Origin of the sequence: Phyllobacterium myrsinacearum, assembly GCF_002980555.1 — a bacterium.
Lineage (GTDB): Bacteria > Pseudomonadota > Alphaproteobacteria > Rhizobiales > Rhizobiaceae > Phyllobacterium > Phyllobacterium myrsinacearum.
On record NZ_PVBT01000002.1, the window covers coordinates 156,708 to 180,178 of the forward strand.

At 58.8% G+C, this 23,471-nt stretch carries 19 protein-coding genes; 4 read left to right on the plus strand and 15 right to left on the minus strand.

Annotated features, from left to right (window positions below; translation table 11 throughout):
* Nucleotides 1–389: 389 nt before the first annotated feature.
* The 6 genes from C5750_RS07695 to C5750_RS07720 form a co-directional block, all read right to left on the minus strand.
* A complete protein-coding gene (locus tag C5750_RS07695; protein ID WP_425350428.1) occupies nt 390–2,222 on the minus strand; it encodes an ABC transporter ATP-binding protein in 1,833 nt (610 codons plus the stop codon).
* A gap of 4 nt (nt 2,223–2,226) precedes the next feature.
* Nucleotides 2,227–4,008, minus strand: a complete 1,782-nt coding sequence (locus C5750_RS07700; RefSeq protein ID WP_105733294.1) for a gamma-glutamyltransferase family protein — start codon at nt 4,006–4,008, stop codon at nt 2,227–2,229.
* Nucleotides 4,009–4,027: 19 nt separating this feature from the next.
* The gene (locus C5750_RS07705) at nt 4,028–4,903 is read right to left on the minus strand and encodes an ABC transporter permease (protein ID WP_105733295.1); all 876 of its coding nucleotides are present in this window, start codon (nt 4,901–4,903) and stop codon (nt 4,028–4,030) included.
* On the minus strand, nt 4,900–5,847 hold the full coding sequence (locus tag C5750_RS07710) for an ABC transporter permease (protein ID WP_105733843.1): 948 nt from the start codon (nt 5,845–5,847) through the stop codon (nt 4,900–4,902). Before C5750_RS07710 ends, C5750_RS07705 begins: the two co-directional genes overlap by 4 nt.
* A 72-nt stretch (nt 5,848–5,919) precedes the next feature.
* Complete coding sequence (locus C5750_RS07715; protein ID WP_105733296.1) at nt 5,920–7,425, minus strand: ABC transporter substrate-binding protein; 1,506 nt, start codon at nt 7,423–7,425, stop codon at nt 5,920–5,922.
* Between the two features lie 108 nt (nt 7,426–7,533).
* Nucleotides 7,534–8,256, minus strand: coding sequence for a FadR/GntR family transcriptional regulator (locus C5750_RS07720; protein WP_105733297.1), 723 nt, complete (start codon nt 8,254–8,256; stop codon nt 7,534–7,536).
* Nucleotides 8,257–8,515: 259 nt separating this feature from the next.
* Here C5750_RS07720 and C5750_RS07725 point away from each other — a divergent pair, with 259 nt between their 5' ends.
* On the plus strand, nt 8,516–8,782 hold the full coding sequence (locus C5750_RS07725) for a helix-turn-helix transcriptional regulator (RefSeq protein ID WP_105733298.1): 267 nt from the start codon (nt 8,516–8,518) through the stop codon (nt 8,780–8,782).
* 16 nt (nt 8,783–8,798) lie between these two features.
* Here the strand turns inward: C5750_RS07725 and C5750_RS07730 are convergent, their stop codons facing one another.
* The 9 genes from C5750_RS07730 to C5750_RS07770 all read right to left on the minus strand — a co-directional run bounded on the left by C5750_RS07730 (nt 8,799) and on the right by C5750_RS07770 (nt 18,679).
* On the minus strand, nt 8,799–9,488 hold the full coding sequence (locus tag C5750_RS07730) for a nitroreductase family protein (RefSeq protein WP_105733299.1): 690 nt from the start codon (nt 9,486–9,488) through the stop codon (nt 8,799–8,801).
* Between the two features lie 88 nt (nt 9,489–9,576).
* Complete coding sequence (locus C5750_RS07735; RefSeq protein ID WP_105733300.1) at nt 9,577–10,239, minus strand: GntR family transcriptional regulator; 663 nt, start codon at nt 10,237–10,239, stop codon at nt 9,577–9,579.
* A 66-nt stretch (nt 10,240–10,305) separates the two neighbouring features.
* The gene (locus C5750_RS07740) at nt 10,306–10,935 is read right to left on the minus strand and encodes a DedA family protein (protein ID WP_105733301.1); all 630 of its coding nucleotides are present in this window, start codon (nt 10,933–10,935) and stop codon (nt 10,306–10,308) included.
* A 183-nt stretch (nt 10,936–11,118) separates the two neighbouring features.
* Nucleotides 11,119–12,567: a M20 family metallopeptidase gene (locus C5750_RS07745; RefSeq protein ID WP_105733302.1), complete on the minus strand. Its 1,449-nt coding sequence runs from the start codon at nt 12,565–12,567 to the stop codon at nt 11,119–11,121.
* Nucleotides 12,568–12,627: 60 nt separating this feature from the next.
* The gene (locus C5750_RS07750) at nt 12,628–14,172 is read right to left on the minus strand and encodes an ABC transporter substrate-binding protein (protein ID WP_105733303.1); all 1,545 of its coding nucleotides are present in this window, start codon (nt 14,170–14,172) and stop codon (nt 12,628–12,630) included.
* Nucleotides 14,173–14,194: 22 nt separating this feature from the next.
* A complete protein-coding gene (locus C5750_RS07755; RefSeq protein ID WP_105733304.1) occupies nt 14,195–15,826 on the minus strand; it encodes an ABC transporter ATP-binding protein in 1,632 nt (543 codons plus the stop codon).
* Complete coding sequence (locus C5750_RS07760; RefSeq protein WP_105733305.1) at nt 15,823–16,641, minus strand: ABC transporter permease; 819 nt, start codon at nt 16,639–16,641, stop codon at nt 15,823–15,825. The genes C5750_RS07755 and C5750_RS07760 overlap by 4 nt, the downstream gene beginning before the upstream one ends.
* Nucleotides 16,638–17,582 carry an ABC transporter permease gene (locus tag C5750_RS07765; protein WP_105733306.1) on the minus strand — a complete coding sequence of 315 codons (945 nt, stop codon included), beginning with the start codon at nt 17,580–17,582 and terminating at the stop codon, nt 16,638–16,640. Before C5750_RS07765 ends, C5750_RS07760 begins: the two co-directional genes overlap by 4 nt.
* A gap of 188 nt (nt 17,583–17,770) precedes the next feature.
* Nucleotides 17,771–18,679 carry a LysR family transcriptional regulator gene (locus C5750_RS07770; RefSeq protein WP_105733307.1) on the minus strand — a complete coding sequence of 303 codons (909 nt, stop codon included), beginning with the start codon at nt 18,677–18,679 and terminating at the stop codon, nt 17,771–17,773.
* A 301-nt stretch (nt 18,680–18,980) separates the two neighbouring features.
* On the opposite strand from C5750_RS07770, the gene C5750_RS07775 reads away from it, so the two are divergent.
* The 3 genes from C5750_RS07775 (at nt 18,981) to C5750_RS07785 (ending at nt 23,458) form a co-directional block, all read left to right on the plus strand.
* Nucleotides 18,981–19,499, plus strand: a complete 519-nt coding sequence (locus C5750_RS07775) for a DUF992 domain-containing protein (RefSeq protein ID WP_105733844.1) — start codon at nt 18,981–18,983, stop codon at nt 19,497–19,499.
* A gap of 325 nt (nt 19,500–19,824) precedes the next feature.
* The gene (locus tag C5750_RS07780; RefSeq protein ID WP_105733308.1) at nt 19,825–21,048 is read left to right on the plus strand and encodes an oxalate decarboxylase family bicupin; all 1,224 of its coding nucleotides are present in this window, start codon (nt 19,825–19,827) and stop codon (nt 21,046–21,048) included.
* A gap of 109 nt (nt 21,049–21,157) precedes the next feature.
* Complete coding sequence (locus tag C5750_RS07785; RefSeq protein WP_105733309.1) at nt 21,158–23,458, plus strand: FdhF/YdeP family oxidoreductase; 2,301 nt, start codon at nt 21,158–21,160, stop codon at nt 23,456–23,458.
* Nucleotides 23,459–23,471: the final 13 nt, after the last annotated feature.

A 23,471-nucleotide genomic window follows, 5' to 3' on the forward strand; every position in this document is an offset into this window, starting at 1 on the left:
ATGATCTGGTTTGGCGAAAAGGCACGCCTTGCCTCCCCCAAACGTATGGATGTACCAACCCGCCTCCGGAAATATAGTAGGCCGGAAGCGTTCATCGCGGTAGAGGGCCGAGGAGTTCAAAAAATGGGAAGAAGAGTGATGCAAGCAATGGGCGTTGCTTGTTGTAAATAGTGCCGTTCAGGGATGAAAGCTGTAGAAGATGAGAAGCATTAATATTGGTGCGTTATTCTTGGTTCCCTGATCGTTAAAGGTAAAGATATATTCCTGTGCGGTTATATTCTATACAACGGTGGTTTTCTATTGGCGTCATCGAATATGCTCCGATGCTGGTATTTTCTGCCATAAATGGGCATGCCGGATGAGTGGAATACCGCGATCAGATGGCTCGCTCACTGCTGAACAAAGTGGCCTTCCGTTACTTCCACGTAATCACGCCGGGGTGCCTTGTAGCCGACAGGACGCACGGGGCTTTTCAATTCGCTGACGACGGTGTTGCGTTTGATTGCGCGCCGGGCCGGGTCGGGGACGGGGACGGCGTTCATCAATGTTTTCGTGTAGGTGTGTTGCGGGTTGTCGAAAACTGCGGCGCGCGGTCCGATCTCGACTATCTCGCCGAGATACATAACGGCCACGCGGTGGCTCACCCGTTCGACAACGGCCATATCGTGCGAAATAAACAGGAATGACAGGTTGAAATCCTGCTGCAGATCAAGGAGCAGGTTGACCACCTGCGCCTTGATCGACACATCAAGCGCGGACACCGACTCATCAGCGACGATGACCTTGGGATCAAGCGAAAGTGCCCGGGCAATGGCGATACGCTGGCGCTGCCCGCCGGAAAACTCGTGCGGATAGCGGTTGAACATGTCGGCAGACAAGCCAACCCGTTCAAGCAGATCCACGGCTTTCTCGCGCGCCTGCTTCTGAGTGCCCAGCCGATGGACGATGAATGGCTCGGCAATGGTTGCGCCGACGCTCATGCGCGGGTTGAGGCTGGCGAAGGGATCCTGAAAGATCATCTGGATGCTCTTGCGCATAGTGCGCAGAGCTGTCGGGTCAAGGCTGAGGACATTGGCGCCGTCGAGGAGCACTTCGCCGCTGTTGGGTTGCACGAGACGTGTGATGGACCGGCCGGTGGTCGATTTTCCGCAGCCGGATTCGCCAACGAGGGACAGCGTCTCGCCCTGGAACAGGTCAAACGACACATTCTCGACCGCATGAACCGCGCCGGTCTTGCGCGAGAACAAGCCGGAGCGGATATCGAAACGGGTGGTCAGGTTCCTGACTTCGAGGATCGGTGTTTTGTGCCTGCCGACCGTATCGGCCGCTGCGGCTGGAATGGTGGTTTCGCCGGTTTTGATGTCGACAATGGGAAAGCGCAGCGGCCAGCGCTGCCCCTTCATGGACCCGAGGCGAGGCACGGCTGAAAGCAGTGCCCGCGTATAGGGATGCTTGCCGCGATGAAAGATGTCGGCGGTCAGTCCGCTCTCGACCGCTTCCCCGCGATACATCACAATGGTGCGATCGGAGATTTCGGCGACCACGCCCATGTCATGGGTGATGAAGAGGACCGCCATGCCTTCCTCTTCCTGCAGGACCTTGATCAGGTCCAGAATCTGTCCCTGGATCGTGACATCAAGGGCCGTTGTCGGTTCATCGGCAATGAGGAGCTTGGGGCGGCTTGCAAGCGCCATGGCGATCATGACCCTCTGGCGCATTCCGCCGGAGAACTGATGGGGGTACTCATCGAAGCGGGCCGCAGCATTGGGAATGCGGACCTTTTCCAGCAGGCGTATGGTTTCAGCCCGCGCCTCCGTCGGTGTCATCGCGCGGTGACAGGTCAAGGCCTCCGAGATCTGCCGTCCGATGGTGAATATCGGGTTGAGGCTGGTCATCGGTTCCTGAAAGATCATCGCGATGTCATTGCCCCGGATATCACGCATCTGCCGGTCAGAGAGTGACAGCAGGTTCCGGCCGTTGAGGATGACACTGCCCTCGATGCGGCTGGTTGCCTTTGCCAGCAGGCGCATGATGGAGAGCGATGTGACGCTCTTTCCCGAGCCGGATTCCCCGACGATGGCAACGGTCTCGCCGGGCATAACCTCAAAGGATACGTCGCGCACCACGCTTTTCCAGCTGCCGTCGACGAGGAAGGACGTGGTCAGTCCTTCGACTGACAGCACGGGGCTGGTTGCGGGTGCCGTCAAAGGGGGCATCGTCATTCTGTCAGCGTCCTGCCGCATAGGCCTGCATCAGGCGCGGAGTGGCAGCGGCGCGCAGCAGTCCGTCTGCTTCGCGTTTCGCCGCGGTCAGGCGGCCCACGGTCCATGGGTCCGCGGGGGTGATCAGATGGCCCTTCTGCTTGAGCGCGGTCAATGCGTCCGCTCCGATGCTGGTCTCGATGGTGATGTTTCCAGGCTCGCTCGTGCGCGGATAGAAGGAGCTTGGGAAATGCGCCGTGTGGAACAGCGGCTGGTCGATGGCTTCCTGCAGATTCAGGCCGTGATGGACGTGGCGCAGGAAGAACGGCAGCTGCCATTGGTCCTGCTGGTCGCCGCCGGGTGTGCCGAAGGCCATGGCTGGCCGCCCTTCAAACAGGGCGATGGTGGGGGTCAGCGTGGTACGGGGGCGCTTGCCAGGCGCAAGCGATGTCGGCAGTCCCTCCCGCAGCCAGAACATCTGTGCGCGCGAGTTGAGACAGAAACCGAGACCGGGAATGACGGGCGAGGATTGCAGCCAGCCGCCGGATGGGGTGACCGAGACCAGATTGCCGCCCCGGTCAATCACGTCGATATGGACTGTATCCCCGCGCTTTTCCGACAGGTGCGCCATGGTCGGTTCATAAACAACACCGCCGCCCATGCCCTTCAACATCTGCATGGTCAGGTCATATTGTGCGTCAAAGCCCGGTATCCTGCCCGGTTGAAGCGTGCGGGAGGCTTCTCCCGTGATCAGCTTGCGGCGCTCATCCGTATAGGCATCGGACAGGAGATGGTCGATCGGCACATCGGCGTGCATTGGATCGCCGTAATAGACTTCCCGGTCCGCGTAAGCGAGTTTCATTGCCTCAACCACCGTGTGCACGAACTCCGCGCTGTTCGGGTCCATGGCCGCAATGTCAAAGCCCTTCAGCAGCGCAAGCGATTGCAGCAGGGCAGGTCCCTGGCCCCACGGGCCCGTCTTGGCAACGGTCCAGCCATGATAGTCGTAGGTTTGCGGCGCTTCGATCGTTGCGTGCCAGTTCGCCATGTCGCCGGCGGTCAGGACGCCCCTGTGGCGATTGCCGCTGGCATCCATGACTTCGGCGCTGTGCAGATAGCCGGCAATATGCTCGGCGACAAAGCCGCGATAAAACGCATCGCGCGCGGCTTCGATCTGGCTTTCGCGTTCCTTCCTGCTTTCGGCTTCGGCAATAATGCGCTTCCAGGTTGCCGCAAGGACCGGGTTTTTGAAATTGGCATGCGGCGCCGGGGCCGCACCGCCCGGCAGCCATGTGGCGAAGGAGGTCGGCCATTGCGTGCGGAAAAACTCTCCCAAACCGCTGATGGTCGCGGCGACCCGCGGCAGAACGGGGTGCCCGTTTTCGGCGTAATAGATCGCGGGTTCCAGCACGTCCCGTACCGACATCGTGCCATAGTCGCGCAGCATCAGCATCCAGCCGTCGAATGCGCCGGGTATGACGGTGGCCAGCAGGCCATCGCCGGGGATCAGATCCAGTCCCTCGCGCTTGTAATGGTCGATCGTCGCGCCTGCCGGCGCCGGGCCCTGTGCGCAGATGACTTCAACCTTGTTTTTCTTCTTTGAGTAGAAGATTGCCGGCATGTCACCGCCAGCACCGTTCAGGTGCGGTTCCACCACCTGCAGGACCATGCCTGTTGCGACGGCCGCATCAAACGCATTGCCGCCCTTTTCCAGAATGCTCATGCCGACGGCGGTGGCGATCCAGTGGGTCGATGTGACAACGCCAAAGGTTCCAAGAATCTCGGGCCGGGTGGTGAAACGGGTCATAGTGTCGTCCTTTCAGATATTATGCTTCGCGCGGATCGAGGGCATCGCGCAGGCCGTCGCCAAGGAGGTTGAAACCGATAACTACGAGAAAGATGGCGGCACCCGGCCACATGGCCATCCAGGGTGCCTGGGAGAGGAAGTTCTTGGCGACATTGAGCATCGAACCCCAGCTTGGGGCGGGAGGCTGCTGCCCGAGCCCGAGGAAGGACAGGCTGGCCTCGGCAATGATGGCGGTCGCGATGGTGAGGCTCGCCTGTACGAGCAGCGGCGAGAACACGTTTGGCAGGATGTACCGCGTGATGATCCGGTAGTGGCCAAGCCCGACGGAACGCGCGCCTTCCACATAGTCTTCGGTTTTCACGGTCAGCACCTGTCCGCGGGTCAGCCGGACAAAAAGCGGCATGGCGGAAAACCCGATGGCGATCATTGCATTGCCAAGGCTTGGTCCGAGAAAGGCGGCAAGGGCAATGGCCGTGATGAGGAACGGCATGGCCAGAAATGCCTCGGTGATGCGCGAAATAATGACGTCGATCCAGCCGCCGAAATAACCGGATATCAGCCCCAGCGGCACGCCGATGGCAACGGCGATGCCCACGGAGAAAACGCCCGCCATCAGCGAAGCGCGGGCACCCCAGATCATGCGCGAAAGAATATCGCGGCCGATATCGTCGGTTCCCAGCCAATGCGCGGCGGAGGGAGCTTTGCGAATAGCGGACCAGCTGGTGGCGACAGGGTCGGCGATGGGTAAAAACGGCGCCGCGACGGCGAGGATCAGGAAGACGCTGATGATCAGAAGCCCAGCGAGGGCGCTCTTGTTCGCCTTCAGCTTTTTCCACGCACGGTTGCCTGAACGGCTTTGCGGGCGCGCAGCCGGTATTGTCTGCTGTATCGTCATAGCGCGGCTCTCATTCTGGGGTTGAGCAGGATGGAGAGCACGTCGGCGACGAGGTTCATCAGGATGAAGCCTGCCCCGGTGCACAGGACAACGCCTTGGACAACCGCGTAGTCCCGGTTGAAGACCGCATCGACGATCAGTTTGCCGAAACCGGGGATGGTGAAAATCTGCTCCGTCAGCACGGCGCCCGCCAGCAGTTCGCCAAAGAGAAGCGCGGTCATGGTGATGATGGGAAGGAGCGCGTTGCGGAAAGTATGCCGCAGAATAACGGACCGTTCGGAAACGCCCTTGGCGCGGGCTGTGCGGATGTAGTCGGCACCCAGCACGGTCAGCATGGACGAGCGCGTGTGGCGCATGAGGGTTGCCGCCAGTGCCAGCCCGAGAACGAAGGCCGGCATGATCATAGTCTGCAGCGACCGCAGCGGCTCCCGGAAAAACGGCTCGTAGCCCGATGCGGGGAGCCAGCCCAGTTTCACCGACACGAGCAGAATGAGCATGATGCCCATCCAGAAATTGGGCACGGAGAGGCCCGAGAGCGCAACAATGTTGGCGATGTAGTCGACAACGGTATTCTTCTTCACTGCGGCTATTATTCCGATGGGCACGCCGATCGCGAAGGCGAAGGTCATGGCCATGATGGCCAGTTGGATTGTCACGGGCAGCTTTTCGGCAATCAGGGAAAGGACAGGCTGGTTGGTCCGCAAGGATATGCCGAAATCTCCCCGGAGGGCGGAGCCCACCCAATAGAGATACTGAATGATGACGGGGTCGTTCAGGCGGTACTTGTCGCGCAGGAGTTCCAGCACCTGCGGATCGCGTTCTTCGCCGGCCATGGCGAGAATAGGGTCACCCGGCAGCAGCTTTTGCAGCGAGAATGCAAAGATCGATATGATGATCAGTGTCGGTATGGCCAGCAGAAGCCGCTTTCCGATGTAAGTATACATGGGCTGAAAATCCTGACTCATCGCCTGGCGGCGAGGCTGCGGTACTCTGCAGTCTCGCCCCAAGCCGTTTCGTTAGCTCTTCTTGACGCCCTGCAGGCGGATCATGCCGTCAGGGGTTGGCACAAAGCCCGTCACATTCTTCTTGAGCGCCCAGATCCAAGCCTGATGGCCAAGATAGATAATGGGCATGGCGTCATTGAGAATCTGCGCTGCCGCATCGTATTTCTGTTTACGCACGGCGTTATCCGTGGAACTGCGGGCCTCGTTGAGAAGGGTGTCCACTTGAGGGTTGCAGTACTTGGCATCATTGATGGCACCCTTGCAGGTGACAAATTCGCGCAGATTGCCATCCGGATCAACACGTCCTGACCAGTCGGCATGGCCAAATTGGAATTTTCCGGCGGGTAATTCTGACTGGAGTGTCGCGAACTCGGTTGTCTTCAGTTTGACGTTGAACCCGGCCTCCGCAACCATCGATTGAATAACCTGCATTCTCTGCATGGTCACCGGATTATTGGGCGTTGAAAATTCGATGTCGAGCGTTGCAAAGCCAGCCTCTTTCATCAGGGATTTGGCCTTTTCGACATCGCGGGCCGGTACGGGAATATCCTTGTCATACCAGGGACTGTTGGGCGGAAAGGGCTGGTTGCCGGCAACCGACGTGCCTTCGTAAACAACCTGGTTGACAGCTTCGCGATCGATGGCCAGCGAGAAGGCCTGCCGCAACCGCTTATCCTTGCCGAATGGATTGTCGGCGCGCGGGCCATTGCCCACATTGGCGATCATGGCCAGATATCCGACACCGATCGCATCGGCATAGGTCAGTTTCGGATCCGCTTTGACGGCTGCCGCGTCCGTGGCGGCAAGACGTTCCAGCATGTCGAGATCGCCGGACTGCAGGTTGGCAAGACGGACGGTCGAGTCCGGAATTGGCAGGAACGTCACCTTGTCGATGAAGACGTTGGCCGCATTCCAGTAGTGTGGAAATTTCTCAAGCACGATGCGATCCTGCTGCACGCGCTCGACGAACTTGAAGGGACCGGAGCAGACCGGTTTGTTGCCAAGGTTCGCCCCCAGTTCCGCTGCGGCCTTTGGCGAAACCATCATGCCGCTGCGATCCGACAGCTGCGCAAGCAGGGACGCATCGGGGCTCTTGAGGGTGAATTTGACCTGATAGTCGCCCATTGCCTCGACGCTCTTCACGGATGACAGTTCGCTCTTGCGGCGCGATTCCGGCAGTGTCTGCGAGCGCTGGATGTTGGCGACGACGGCCGCCGCGTTGAACGGCGTCTCGTCATGGAAAACCACGTCCTTGCGCAGGTTCATGGTCAATTCGGAACCGTCATCGGACCATTTCCAGTCCGTGGCCAGTTGCGGTACGATCTCGAGTGTGGGGCTGACATCGACCAGCTTGTCGCACAGGGCCGTATAGACGATGCGGCCAACGAAGGTTCGCGACTGGGCCGGGTCGAGGACGTCGGCGTCGTCCTGAAGGCCGATGCGCAATTCACTGGCGCTCGCGGGCGCCGCAATGAGAATACCGGCTAGCAGGCTTGCAAGAAGTCTGGTCTTTTGCATTGAAGTTCTCCTCTTTTCGTCAGAGCGGTGAAACCCGCTTGTTTGTTCCGTGTTGATGGCCGGTTATTTTCCGGTCCTTATCGCGATGGTGGTCCGTGCCTGCGGTATTTATCCCGGCTGCTTCGTTTCGAATCCGTCCAGCGATGTCAGGCGGATCAGCCATTCCTGCAGCATCAGCAAGTGCTGGCGCATTGCTTCGCCCGCCTTCAGCGGGTCGCGGGATTCGATGGCGTCGATGATGGCTGAGTGATGGTCGTAGGATGTTGCCGCAGCGTTGTTGCCACTGCGCGCGCGCTCACGGATGACCTGCCATGCTTCGTCCTGGCGAACCCGGTTGACGACATCGAAAATGGTCAGAAAAAACGGGTTGCCGGCGCTCTGGGCAATTTGCCGATGCAATGAACCGTCCCACAGCTCGTGCGAGTCGGCGTCCTGGCTTTCGCGCGATTTCAGCGCCAGTTCACGCATGCGGTCGATATCTGTTTTTTTGGCCCGCATGGCCGCGAGCTGTGCCAGCTGCGGTTCTATCCTCAGGCGGACCTCCATGATTTCCATGAAGTTGGTCCCGGCGATAATGGTGTCGACGTGCTCGCCCCAGCCATCGGGTTCGCGTCCGGCAAATGTGCCTTGGCCCTGCCGCCGCCATATCCGGCCTTCTGCCTCCAGCACTTCCAGTGCCCGCCGGACCGAGCGGCGGCTGACGCCGAGCGATTCCGACAGCGCGCGTTCAGTTGGCAATTTGCCGTCTTTTCCGAATTCGTCGGACGCAAGAAGCCGCCGCAACCGGTCAAGCGCGTAGTTCGAGTTTTCCTGAGACTGGTTGCTTGCCATGCGGTATTGGTCCGGACCAATTATGATATTGGTTCAGTCGACGGTATTTTTCCGATGACGTCAAGATGTTATTTTAAGCATTTATGCCTCTGCTCAAATTGTGGGCATGTGCGTGCTGGCTAACTCCTTGGAATCAGACGTTTTGCGGCAGAAACTTTTGTTCGCGACTTGCCACTTTGAAGCCATGTTTTTTACATCGGTCTGACATGAGGCGCTGGTAGGAATCCTTGACCGAAGCGAAACGGAATCGGTGACGAACATGCGCGCCACAACTGATCAATGGAATCCGCACTGGGCCGTACATCCCGGCGAGCATCTGGCGGCCTGTATCGGATCGCATGGGCTTTCGCGCGAGAGGTTCGCCCGGGTCGCCGACATTCCCGTGGAAACCATCGATGCAATCATTGGCGGTCAGCACCCCATTACGCTCGATATCGCCGTACGCATCGAGCGTTCGCTGGGCATCATGCCGGATCTCTGGTTCATCCTGCAGTCGAAATGGCATCGCCAGCAGAAGGCGTCCTAGCTCGCTCCGAATGGGGTCATAGAAAAGTTGCGATGTCTTCCAGCCGCCGTTTTTCCGTCGCATGCGCGGGAATGGTTGCGCCTGGACTGGGATAGCCGACAACCAGCATGATATAGGGCTTGTCCTGGGCAGGGCGCCCGCAAATTTCATTCAGGAATCCCATGGGATTGGGCGTGTGGGTCAGCATGGCCAAGCCGGCCTTGTGCAGTGCGGCGATGAGAAAGCCGGTTGCGATGTTGACCGATTCCGGCACGTAATAATTCTTGCGCAATACCCCGTCGGCGGAGCGACTCTTTCGTTCGCCGAAAATGCAGATGAGCCAGGGAGCGTCTTCGAGAAAGGGTTTGCTGCTGTCGGTTCCCAGCGGTGCCAGTGCCTCAAGCCATTCTTCACCGGCACGGCCGGCATAGAAAGCCTGCTCCTCTTCTTCCGCAGCAATGCGGATCTGTCGCTTGATAGCGGGATTGCCGATGACGGCAAAATGCCATGGCTGGTGATTGGCACCATTGGGTGCTGTGCCCGCTGCAAGCAGGCAGCTTTCGATGATATCCCGAGGTACTGGCCTTGTATCGAAATCCCGCACGGTATGACGACGGCGAATTTCCTCGTAGAAATCAAGTGCATTGCGGCGCATGAGGTCGACAGGAAGTTCCTGATAGTCCGGCAGGGGGATCGGTTGATAGGCCGCGGGCTTGGTTTGGCTCATGGTGAAAATCCTCGCATATTGTCCGCTTATATTGTCAGACAATTTCTGCGAAGCAATCCCTCTTCGTATAGGAGGCTGGCCTTTATCCCTAATCGGCGGTGAAATGGTCGTCGGCCAGCGACTGTATGAGTGTGCGTGATGCTTCGATATGGTCGAACATGATGACCTCGGCGCGCTGCAGCTGTCCGTCAAGAATGGCTCTTACCAGTGCCTGATGCTGGGCATTGGAGTTCAACACTTCCTGGCGGTGAACCAGCATGCGGAACTGCAGCCAATAGATTGAGTTGTTGAGGCGTCGCAAGGTTTCCGCCAGAAGCGCATTGCCGGCACTTTTCACGAACAAACCGTGGAACTCTTGGTTCAGATCCGAGAATCGCTGCATGTCGCCGCTGGAAACCGCTTTATCCAGCTCTGTCTGCAGGGTCTCAAGCTTTGCCGGCTCGGCCAGGATGACCGGAGCCGCCAGACGGACGGCCAGCACCTCAAGCGCCCCGCGAACCTGAAACAGCTGATCCACACCCTTGCGTGACAATTGTCTGACCGTTACCCCGCGATTGGGTTCAAAGGCCAGGAGACCGTCGGAAGCCAGGCGTTGAAAGGCTTCCCGGACCGTCGACCGCGATACACCGAGGCGCTGGGTAAATTCGCTTTCCGTCAGGCGCTGACCCGGTGCCAGATTGCCTGAGCGAACGCGCGCGGTAATGGCGGTGACCACGTTTTCAACGGTGGAAGCGTGTGCATGGTCACGCATGGTGCGATATTGCCCTCATGTCGTTGTCTGTACCGGGCCTGTGCCGAAGCGCATCGGAACCAGATTCTAACTCTGGCCTGCGCGGCGCTTTCGGCGAAGGCTGAAAAACAGGATGATCGAGCCCTCGGCAATGAACAAGACGACGGATGCCCAGAAGCCGACATGGATGGGATCGTAAGGGGTTCCGCGCAGCGCATAGCCAAGGCAAAGAAACGGCGTGTTCCACAGAAATGTGCCGACCGCGGTGGCCAGGGTGAATGAGCGCGGATCGAGCCGCAGAACGCCCGCGGGCAGTGCGAGGTAGATCCGGACGGTAGGAATGACCTGTCCGGTCAAGGTCACCCAGAAATGATTGCTGCGGTACGAATTGGTCAACCGTTCGTAGAAGGCAGGCTTAAGGAAAACATATCGGCCGTAACGCGCGACGATAGCCTTTGCTCTCTCCGGTCCGAGCAGCCATCCCAGAGAAAACCAGCCCAAGGCCCCGGCGGCGGAACCGATTGTCGTGACGAGAATGGCCAGGCCCAGGCCGCTGCCATCGGGCACCGTCATTCCCAGAAGCATGAACAGGACGTAGGAAGGAATGACCGGAATGAATTTCTCAAGCAATGCCAGAGATCCAAAGCCGACGAGACCAAAGCTCAGGAGTGTCGCGATGGTTGCGGGTGCTTCGGCGGCTATATCGGCTGCAGGCATTCAAGTTCACGATCTTTTATGCCGGGGTCGGCGGTGTAGTGTCTTTCCTCCAACACGGGCCCGTCGAGGTCCTGTTGCGCCAGAACCTCTACGGCAATTGTAGCACAACTTCCAGAGCAATGTGCTGGCGCCCAATTCAGCCCGTCAGGTTGTACCGGAGATAATCATGGTTCGCAGCAAAAACTAGGGATGGCCGATCTTCGGCCCGATATGCGCCGGAATTGGACATTGATAGGGGCGTCCTTCGGTTTTTTCCAGCCATTCCGCCTTTGCCTGGGCCAGAAGATCGGGGTTGAGGATGAGATCAAGGCCGGTTGAAGCCAGGGACTTTGCGGCGTGAGCAAAAGCCTTGTGCGCTGCCGGGCTCTTGCCCTGGGCCACCACCTGCCAGGTGTGCGGAGCGGTGCCGATGGCCCATGCGGGCGCCCAGCACTGCGCGGTCGGCGTGACCCAGCTGACGTCGCCGACATCGGTCGAGCCTGCACGGAAATGCGATTCGCCTTCAAAGTCGCGCAGTCCGAGATGCAGCGGGCTTGAACCGTCGACCTTGCCGTTGAGGAATACGTCTTTCTTGATCTGATAGAGCCGGACACTGCTCTTGATGGCTTCCGGTGTCAGCGTGTTCTGTATTTCCTGGGCGAAGGCAACATCCCTGTCGTCAAACGGGACCGGACCAAGATCGACCATATTGGCGTGGATTGCACTTTCGAGAGTGATGTTGGGCAAAAGGTTTGTTGCCGCCCGGTCAAACACGATTTCGACCTCTGTATCCGTCATCATCGCCGCGCCCTTGGCGATCCGGTCAACGCGCGCCGCCAGATCAAGCGCCACCGGCAGTTCCGGCGCACGCACCAGATAAAGCGCTTCCGTGCGGGATTGAACCACATTGGCGGCTTTCCCGCCGGCGTCCGTGATGGCGTAGTGGACACGGCAATCCTGCGGCATGTGCTCGCGCAGGAAATTGACGCCGACATTCATCAGTTCCAGTGCATCGAGCGCGCTGCGGCCGAGATGGGCACCGTTGGAGGCATGGGCCGCCACGCCCTTGAAGCGATAGTAAATTTCCAGCACCGCCAGATTGTTGGTGGACCGTACGCCGTTGAACGGCGCAGGATGCCATGTCAGCGCGGTGTCCACATCATCGAAGGCACCCGCACGGGCCATGAATGTTTTTCCCGAGCCGCCCTCTTCGCCGGGGCAGCCATAATAGCGGATTGTGCCTGACAGTTTGTTGTCCGCCAGGTGCTTGGCGAGGGCAACGGCGGCCAGCATCGAGCCGGTGCCGAGCAGATTGTGCCCGCATCCATGTCCCGTCCCCCCCGGTTTCTCCGGTTGCTCAACGGCAATACCCGCTCTCTGGCTCAATCCGGCAAGGGCGTCGAATTCACCGAGAAAGGCGATGACCGGCTTGCCATGACCGGACTCGCCAATGAATGCCGTTTCGATATCGGCGATTTCACGCTCGATGCGGAACCCATGCTTCTCCAGCATGGAAATCTGCGTCTGTGCTGAATGGCGTTCGGAAAAGCTCAGCTCCGCATAGTCCCAGATGGCGTCGCTCATGACAGCAAATTCAGGCTGCAACTGGTCGACGGTTGCAGCAATGGCTGCAACAGTTTGCTTGTTGGTCATCATGTCTTCCCTTTGGTTGTTCAATGTCCGGGCACAATGGCCCGCAAACAAACCTTCGAATTAATCGTCGAGCGATACTTCCCAAACCCGCGCATTGGACTGCCACACGGGCGTGCCGTGCACCTTTTTCGATGCGCCCCAGAGGTCCATCAGATCATAGAGGAAGATGCCCGGTACATCCTGCAGCATGAGTTCGTGAAACTGGTCGAAGATGGCCTGGCGCTTGCTTTGGTCGGCTTCCCGGTAGGCCGCATCCATCAGTTCGATCGCCTTGGGGTTGTCCCACATGAGGGAGGCATTCTTGTCCTTGTTGCCGACATAGAAACTGTACATCAGCGCCGGATCAAGACGTGGCGTCACCGACTGCGAGATCACCTGATAGTTGCCGCTGCGGCGGCGGTCGACCTGCGTGGCGTAGTCAAGCACTTCGATCTGCACATTGAGGCCAACCTGCTGCATCATGGCCTGCGCGACAACGGCGACGGGATAGCTTGGAACATTGCCGCGCTTGTTGGCGATGATCTTGATGACTTCGCCCTTGTAACCGGACTCGGCAAGCTCTTTCTTCGCCTTTTCAAGATCGGCGGCAATGCGTTTTTTCTGCACGTCGGAATAGTAGATCGAGTCCAGCGACACCATGGAGGCATTGGCAGCGCCGGTGCCATTGGAAACGGCTCCAACCAGATCGTCGAGATCGAGGGCTGCGGCCATGGCGCGGCGAACGCCTGCTTTGCTCAGCACCGGATCGCGGGTCTGGATGTAGAGAAGATTCTTGCCGTTGTTGCGCTTCATGATCAGCTGGATCGCACCATTGTCCTTCAGTTCGGGGACGAGATCGGCGGGCACTTCCGCCGCATCCAGCGCCCCTGACAGCAGGCCTGCCTTGACCGTGGACGCATCGGGAACCGCCGTGAATTTTACGCCGTCCACCAGGGGGCGCTTGGAACCAACCATGCCATCCGGCTTGCCGTCGTTCGGCGGCGATACATACTGGTCGAATTTTGCCAGACGGACATATTCGCCGCGTTTCCATTCACCCCATTTGAATGGTCCTGTGCCGATGGGAGCCACGAAACTGCCATCGGCGGCGATTGATTTGGGACTGATGATGCCGGTGTAACCGCATTCCGGCCGTGCCATGAGGCCGAGAAAAACGGCCGAAGGCGATGCGATCTTCATGGCCACCGTATGGGCGTCGACTGCCTCGATGCCGGTGACCTTGACGGTACGGCTGCCATCGAAATCAGCGCGGCAGGTCCACTTTGTGTCCTCCGCCATGTAACGGTTCCAGTTCCACACCACATCGGCGGCGGTCAGCGCGTCGCCATTGTGGAATTTCACATCGTCGCGCAACGGGAATGTATAGGTCAGGCCGTCCGCCGACACATTGACGGATTGGGCGAGAAGCGGCTTCACATCGCCGTTCTCCGTATAGCCCACCAGCCCTTCGACCAGATGAAATATGACGGAGTCGGTGTTGCCGTCGCGGTTGACGCCGGGGACGTTGCTGCGAATATCCGAGCTTTGCGCGACATTGATGTCACGGGCCTGAGCGAAGCCGCCGGCCGTCATCAGGATTGTTCCTGCGAGAAGTATTTTTTTCATGTTCCACTCTTTTTCCATGGGTTCAGGCGTCCAGCCGCCATTTGAGTTTGACGCCGCCACTGTCGTTGAGATCCAGTGCGGGAATGGCTGAAAGCAGTTTGCGCGTATAGGCCTCCTTCGGCGCATCAAAGATCGCGTTCCGGTCGCCCTGTTCGATGATCCGGCCATCCTGCATAACGATCACACGGTCGGCGATCTGCTCGACGACGCCAAGATCATGGCTGATGAACAGGCAGGAAAAGCCGTAGCGCTTCTGCAGGTTTGAAAAGAGATCGAGAACCTGCGCACGTACGGTCACGTCCAGGGCGGATACCGGTTCGTCGGCAATGAGAAATTTGGGTCGCCGGGCAATGGCCCGGGCGATGGCAACGCGCTGGCGCTGACCGCCGGAAAGCTGGTGCGGATAGCGGCCGGCAAAAGCCTCGCCGAGGCCGACTTCCTCAAGTGTCTCGGCGGCGCGCTGCTTCTTTTCAGCCGCTGTCAGACTGGGGATAAGCCGCAATGCTTCCTCGACAAGCGAAAGAATGGTCATGCGTGGATCGAGCGAGGAGTAGGGATCCTGAAACACCATCTGGCAGTTCATGCGGTAATGGAACCAATCATTGTCGCGGCGCTTGCCTTGAAACAGGACCTCGCCGCTGGTTTCCTTGACCAGTCCGGCAATGGTGCGGCCAAGTGTGGTTTTCCCCGAACCCGAGCCGCCGACCAAAGCCACCACCTCGCCGGGATGGATATCGATGCTGATGCCATGCAGGGCGCGTTTGGCAGCACCCTTCTTGAACAGGCTTTTGCGTCCGGGATAGTCTACGACGATGTCGCGCGCCGAAACGATCGGGCTGACGTTGGTGTCGATGGCCCGAACGTCGCCGCGGAACGGCAGGGAGGACAGAAGCTTGCGCGTATAGGGATGCTTCGGTCTTGAGAGGATTTCCTCGGTCGTTCCCTGCTCGACCACCACACCCCGTTCCATCACCACAAAACGATGGGTGTAGCGGGCGACCATCGGCAAATCGTGGCTGATCAGGAGGACGGCCGTTCCTTGCTCCTTCGTCAGTTCAACCATCAGTTCCATGACATCGCGCTGGACGACGGCATCAAGCGCGGTTGTCGGTTCGTCGGCAATCAGCAAGGCCGGTTTCAGGAGCATGACCGAGGCCAGCATGATACGCTGGCGCATGCCGCCGGAAAACTCGTGCGGATAGGCGGTCAAGGCGCCGGCCGGGTCCTTCAGGCCGACGCGGGTCAGCATGTGCAGGATGTTGGTCCGGCGCATCTCGGCTGTCTGTTTGGTGTGGAGAATGAGCCCTTCTTCCAACTGGCGGCCAATGGTCATCGATGGATTGAGGGAGGTCATCGGTTCCTGAAAGACCACGCCGATTTCACCGCCGCGTAATCGCCGCAACGTGCGGTCACCGGCCTGCAGCGTATCCTGCCCCTTGTAAACGATCGAACCGCTGGCATGCCGGATGCCCGGCGCAATCAGTCCGATGATCGACCGTGTCGCCAGTGTCTTGCCCGATCCGGATTCACCGACGATGCCGACAATTTCTCCGGGCGAGACATCGAAGCTGACATCTTTGACAACGGCGCCGCCATTGTGGATGACCTCAAGCGTCAGTCCGCGAACGCTAAGCAGTGCGTTTTGATCGCTCATTTCAAACCTCTCATGCGGGGATCGAGCTTGTCGCGCAGCGCATCGCCAAGCAGGTTGATGCCGAGAAGGGTCAGCGCGATGCAAAGGCCGGGAAAGAAGCCAAGCCAGGCTGCCTGTTCGATGAATGGCCGGCCGGCGGCAAGCATGTTGCCCCAGGTTGGCGCGGGGGGTGGAACGCCAAGGCCAAGGAAGCTCAGCGCACTTTCCGAAAGGATTGCCCAGCCGAACATGGACGTCGCAAGAACTGTAATCGGTGCCAGGCAGTTGGGCAGGATGTGGCGCAGGATCGTATAGATTTCGCTGTTGCCCATGACCTTGGAGGCTTCGATAAACTCCCGTTCGCGCAGGGACAGGACGGCACCGCGCACGATACGTGCCATTGAGGGGGTGTAGGCGATCCCAAGTGCAAAGATGATGCCGTACTGGTTGGCGCCGAAAACCGCGAGCAGCCCGAGGGCGAGAAGAATGCCGGGAAAGGCCAGCAGTGCATTGTTGAACGCCATGATGATGCCATCGGCCCAGCCGCGGGCATAACCGCTGATCAGGCCGATAAGTGTACCGAAGAACACGGCAAAGCAGACAGTGGCAAAGCCGATCCAGACGCTTGCCTGTGCCCCGACCATCAGCCGGCTCAGGACATCCCGCCCAAACTCGTCCGTGCCCAGAAGATGCGCGCCGCTCGGTGCGGCGAGACGCGCGGAAAAGCTGAGTTTCATCGGATCGAACGGCGTCCAGAACATGCCGATGGCCGCGACGATAAAGAGGAGGGTGATAATGGTGCCGCCAATCACCCCGTTGAATGTAAGCTTTTTCATTCTGCCACCACGCGCGGATCAAAGAGTGGATAGAGAAGGTCCACGACGAGGTTGACCAGAACATAGGCAACCGCGACCAGCAGGAGACAGCCCTGAATGACGGGATAGTCGCGCTGGAAAATGCTGTCGACGAGCAGGCGGCCAAGACCCGGTATGGAGAAGACGGTTTCAATGACGGCGATGCCGCCAAGCAGATTGCCGAGAATCAAGCCGATCATCGTCCATGTCGGACCGAAAGCGTTCTTGAAGGCGTGACGCCAGAGAACGGCCTGTTCCGACAGGCCTTTGGCGCGGGCATGGGTGATGTAGTCAAGGCGCAGAACTTCCAGCGTCGATGCGCGGGCCATGCGGATGATCACACCCATCTCATGGATAAAGAGAGTGGCAACCGGCAAGGCCATATAGATGAGCCCGGCCTTCCAGTCGGTTGTCACCGAGACGTAACCGAGCACCGGCACCCAGCCGAGTTTCAGCCCGAAGAAAAGCAGCAGCAGAAGTCCGAGCCAGAATGTGGGAATGGACAGGAGAACCGTTGCCGTGCCGACAAGGGCAAGGTCGGTGAGGCTGTTCTGTTTCCATGCCGCGATAACACCGGCCGGGACAGCGATAATGCTGGCAATGAACACGGCAAGCACAACGATCTGGGCGCTGATGAAAAAGCGCGAGAGGACAAGGTGCAGGACGGGTTCGCCTGTAACGATGGACTTGCCGAAGTCTCCGTTGAACAGGTGGCCGACCCAGATCATGAACTGCATCGGTATGCTCTGGTCGAGCCCCAGCGTGGAACGCAGGGCGGCGATCTGCTGCGGTTCGGCAAGATCCCCAAGCATCAGGGCTGCGGGGTCACCGGGAATGAGGCGTATGAGGGTGAACACTGCCACTGCCACGATGACAATCGTGGGCACAGCCATCAGCATTCGGCCGAGTATAAATTTGATCACGTGGTTCCCATTCTGCTCTTTTGGCTGCGGGGGAGTTCCCCGCAGTCATCTGGCCATTGTGTGCCGGACTATGAGCATATGTGAAAACCATGCGCAATATTATGAGTAAATGTCATAGTGTTATGCAAACGGGTACTTGCGTGCCGGTCATCGGGGCTACCCATGCCGCTGACGGAACCTGTGCGCTTTCAGTTTTGCGGCCCCTCGACATTTCGAAGCATGTGCTTCATCCGCCTGCTGAGCGCTTCGGCAGCGATGGAAAGCGGAACGCCAGCCGCCTTGGCAAGGCCAAAGCTCTGCGTGAGCGGCGGATCGAAGGGGCGTATGACAATCCTTGCATCCTTGGTCAGGTGCGCAAAGAAGCTGTTGATGATCGCAATCCCAAGCCCATTGGCGGCATAGGAAAAGGCGGAATTGTTGCTGTGCGTTTCAATCTTGACGGTCTGCGTGACACCGGCCTGGCGGAAAATCTCGTCGAGTTTCATGCGGGTGGGCCGGTTGCGGCCGGTCAGGATCAAAGGAATATTGCGTAAATCCCTGGGTGTGACGATGTCCAGCCCGGCGAGAGGATGGCCGGCAGGAATGACGCAGACCTTCCGGCCGCTAACAACCACTTCAAGTTCGACACTGCTGCTCTGCTGGCCCTCATAGCGCAGGAAGCCAAAATCCACGATGCGCTGTTCTATGAGGCGCGTGATGGCGCCCGACGTGTCGAAGAATGTTTCTATGCGCACCCGCGGAAAGTCCCTGTCAAAATCCGCGAGAAGATCCGGGGTAAACTGGTCGGCAAGACTGTTGGGCAGGGCAATGCGCACCGATTCGGGCCCAACGGCACCGCTGCGCAGATCCTGCGCAAGGTTGGTGAAGCGGTCTATGCCGGCAAGGACAAGTTCGGCGTCATAGGCGAGTTTTTCCGCTTCGGGTGTCGGGATCAGCCGACCCTTGTCCCGTGCAAAGAGCTGCATCGACAGGTTGGCCTCGAGCTGCTGCAGCAGGCGGCTGACACCGGACTGGCTCAGGCCCATGGCGCGCGCCGTTGCGATCGTCGAGCCGGTGACGAGCAGGGTGCGCAGGACTTCGAGCTGCCGGACATTCATTGGATTCTCACAGGTCTCATGGACAGGGTGATTGTGTCTCGATTCGATGGAATAGGCTGAGCCTCGTCGAAGCTAAACTGTTAATTTTGCGTAAACAATCCTTCATGTGCCTTCAAAATGTCCCATTGGGAGGCGAATTGTGAATGGTCTGTCACTTGCGCATTCCGGCACGCCTTCACATGTGTTGCTTCAGGTCTATCGAATGAGATCGCCCGGCGATACCTTTTGTAACCTGTTGCTGAATTTGTGGGCTGGAGGATCGATTGCGGTGCACCGGTCACAATTTGAGAAGGAGAGTATGATGAAGAAGACACTTGCTATGGCACTTGCGACCACGTCGTTGGCAATTGCTGGCGCAACGGTTGCTGTTGCAGCGGATATGCCGGCGACCTACCAGGAGCCAGACGCGCGCAATGGCGTGAGGATCGGTTATCTCACCTGCGATATCGATGGCGGCGTTGGCTATGTGCTTGGGTCGGCCAAGGAAGTCGATTGTGTCTTCCGTTCGACAGTCGGCCGTGAGCGTTCGGATCACTATACCGGCGCAATCAAGAAACTCGGTGTCGATCTCGGCTTTACGACACGCAGCCGCCTCGTCTGGGCCGTGTTTGCACCGACCGCCGGGTATCACCAGGGGTCGCTGAGCGGCGTTTACCGCGGTGCGACAGCGGAAGCCACACTTGGCGCCGGTATCGGCACCAATGTGCTGTTTGGCGGTACCGCAGGCTCCGTTCATCTGCAGGCAATCAGCGTAACAGGCCAGATTGGCCTGAACATTGCTGCTACTGGCACGTCGATGACGCTTGCTTCGGCCAACTAAGATTGGCTGGTTTTCCTCGCGCTGCGGTGCGAGGGTTCCATTGGAATGGGCATCACCGAACAGGTTTCGGTGGTGCCCATTTTCTTTATGCGAGCCCGTCCAATGAACCTATACCAAGGTATAGGCGAGCCGAAACCAACAGCCGATATCCCGGCTGAACGGCGCGGCATAGGCTGGCGGCTGTAGACTGTTCTCACCGGGCAACCAGCCAAAACGGACTGACAGCACGATTAAGGCACTCCTGCGAAGGGGAGGCGCGGGCCGTTCATGGTTGCTTGTCCATCTCTTTCATCCCGTGGCTCACCTGGCCGAGGAGGAAACGAACATGACAATATTCAATCGCCGCGACGCTCTCGTAACATTGACGGCAGGGAGCATTGCCGCTGCTGCTTCGTCGAAGGCATTTGCTGCTGACGTACCGCAACCGCGCCGTGCTGGCGCCGGCGGTGATGATCCTGGGCCGCGCAATGTCGGGCGTGACATCCAGAACCCGGATATTCTCAACCAGCCCATCACCGATGCCGGGACCCTGCCGAATCTGCGCTTCTCGTTTGCCGATGCACCAACCAAGGAATATCCGGCGGGCTGGACACGCCAGATCACCATCCGCGAACTTGGAATCTCCAAAAGCATCGCCGGCGTCGACATGCGCCTCAATGCCGGCGGCATGCGAGAACTGCACTGGCACAAGGAGGGGGAATGGGCGTTCATGCTCTATGGAAACGCCCGCATTACCGCCGTTGATGCCGATGGCAAGAATTTTGTCGGCGATCTCGGGCCGGGCGACATATGGTACTTTCCCTCCGGAATACCGCATTCCATTCAGGGATTGGGACCAGATGGCTGCGAGTTCCTGCTTGTCTTTGATGACGGAAGCTTTGACGAGGACAGCACATTCGTCGTGAGCGACTGGTTCAAGCATGTACCCAAGAGCGTCCTGGGCAAGAATTTCGGCATAGCGGAAACGCATTTCAACAGCCTCCCGTCACCCAGCGAACGCTATATCTTCCCCCTTCCCATCCCAGGCAGTCTAAAAAGCGATGAGATCGCTGGTGCAACGGCTGTCTCGAGCGGTTTGGTGCATCGGATGAGCGCGCAGGAACCGATCAAATCGAGCGGCGGCACGGTTCGTATCGCCGATTCAAAGAACTTTCCTGTTTCGAAGACAATTGCTGCAGCACTTGTTGAAATTGAGCCGGGCGGCCTGCGTGAACTGCATTGGCATCCGAACACTGACGAATGGCAGTATTATATCGAAGGTGTCGGACGCATGGGTGTTTTCGCCGCAAACGGCCATTCCCGCACATTTGATTTTGCTGCAGGCGACGTTGGCTATGTGCCGTTCGCCATGGGCCACTACATCGAGAACACCGGCGATACACCGCTCAGGTTTCTCGAAATGTTCAAGAGCGATCATTATGCCGACGTGTCACTCAACCAGTGGCTGGCGCTGACACCACCGGAAGTGGTTTCGGGTCATCTCAATTTCGATGCCGCAACAATGGCGGCGTTGAAAAAGAACAAGGAACCCGTGGTGAGCGGCGGCTGATGTGATTTCGCCGGCATACCCCGGAAGAACGGCATGCGGCATCCCGGTTATCTGCTACAATGGCGCATGCCTATCTGCCCATCATTGACCAGATTCCGAGGAGTATGACATGTCCAGAAAGCGACCGGAGGGTATTGAACGCTACAACGCACCGGCAGGCGGCTGGGGGGCATTGAAGGCGGTGGCAGAGAGCCTTGCCCGTCAGCAGATTGTCGCCCAGGGGGCGGCAACGCTGCTGAAGGCCAACCAGCCCGATGGTTTTGATTGTCCCGGTTGTGCCTGGCCGGACCCGAAGCACACCTCTTCTTTCGAATTCTGCGAGAACGGGGCCAAGGCCGTCACCTGGGAATCGACAGCCAAGCGTATCGGGCCATCCTTCTTCGCTGAGCATACGGTTTCGGAATTGTGGAACTGGTCCGATCACGATCTGGAAGATGAGGGCCGCTTGACCCATCCGCTGATCTATGACGCTGCGGCCGATACCTATGTTCCCATCGAGTGGGACAGGGCTTTCGCGCTGATCGGTGCGCAATTGAATGCTCTGCCCGATCCCGGTATGGCCGAATTCTATACCTCCGGCAGAGCCTCGAACGAGGCCGCATTCCTGTTTCAGCTGTTCGTCAGGGCCTATGGGACCAACAATTTTCCAGATTGTTCGAACATGTGCCACGAGGCGACAAGCGTCGGACTGCCGCATTCAATCGGCGTCGGCAAGGGAACCGTCACCCTGGAAGATTTCGATCATGCCGATGCCATTTTCAGCTTTGGCCACAATCCCGGCACCAACCATCCGCGCATGATGGCGACTTTGCGCGATGTGGCGCGGCGTGGTGCCCCGATTATCGTTTTCAACCCGCTGAAGGAGCGGGCGCTCGAACGCTTTGCCTCGCCGCAAAGCCCGGTGGAGATGGCCACGCTCGGTTCGACGGATATCGCGTCCGCCTATCATCAGGTTCGTATTGGCGGCGACGTCGCGGTGCTCAAGGGCATGATGAAAAGGGTTTTCGAGCTCGACCGGCGTGATCTGGAGCGCGGTGGAAAGGGAGTCCTCGACCGCGATTTCATTGCCGGACACACATCCGGCATCGAGGCCCTGAGAGAGGATATCGATGCAACGCGCTGGGAAGATATAGAGCTCATGTCGGGCCTTACCCGCAGTGCAATCGAAAGTGCGGGCGATGTCTATGCAAAATCCAAAAATGTCATCCTTTGCTACGGCATGGGCGTCACCCAGCACAGGAATGGCACAGCGAACGTTCAGCAGATAGCCAACTTCCTGATGCTGCGCGGCAATATCGGCCGGGAAGGCGCAGGCATATGCCCTTTGCGCGGTCATTCCAATGTGCAGGGTGACCGCACGGTCGGCATTACCGAAATTCCCAATGCTGCCCTCATCGACGGTATGGAGCGGGCGTTCGGCTTCCGGCCATCCGCCGCCAAGGGGCACAACGCCATCGAAGCGATAGAGGCAATCATCGACGGCAGGTCCAAAGCGCTGGTTTGTCTTGGCGGTAATCTGGCTGTCGCCATGTCCGATCCCGATGCAACATTTGCAGGTATGCGCAAACTTGATCTTGCCGTGCATCTGACGACCAAGGTCAACCGTTCGCATCTTTTGACGGCCAAGACCACCATTGTGCTGCCCGTGCTTGGGCGCACGGATGCGGATGTGCAGGCCACAGGCCGGCAATCCGTTACGGTTGAAGATTCCATGTCGATGGTGCATGCCTCGCGCGGCTTCCTCAATCCTCCCAGCGGCGATCTGCGGTCGGAACCCGCTATCATAGCGGGAATGGCAAAGGCGACTTTGGGTGATCGTTACGGTATCGAGTGGGACGCCATGATCGCGGATTACGGCCGGATACGCGACAAGATTGAAGTTGTTTTTCCTGATTTCAAGGACTTCAATGCGCGCATCCGGGAGCCTGGCGGGTTTCGCCTGAGCGTGCCTGCCGCGCATCGCGAATGGAAAACACCGAACCAGAAAGCCTGTTTCCTGGTGGCGAAAGGCTTGAGCGAGGACCCGCGCGTTCTGGAAGCGAATGTGCTGACGCTGACGACAATTCGCAGCCACGATCAGTACAACACAACGATCTATGGTTTGGATGACCGGTATCGCGGTGTATTCGGGCGGCGGGATGTGATCTTTTTGAATGCGAAGGACCTGGCCGAAAGAGGCTTGGCCGACGGTGATACGCTCGATGTTGAAGCAGCGCGCGATCATGCCGATCCCGATGACCGGCCGCGCCGGGTCAAGCGCTTGACTGCGGTAGCCTACAATATTCCGCGCGGTTCGGCCGCTGGCTATTATCCGGAACTCAACACGCTGGTCGCACTGTCCCACTACGACCGGCAGTCGGGAACGCCGTCTTTCAAATCGATTCCCATCCGGATCACCCGTGCCGCCTGATCCATAGGCGGGG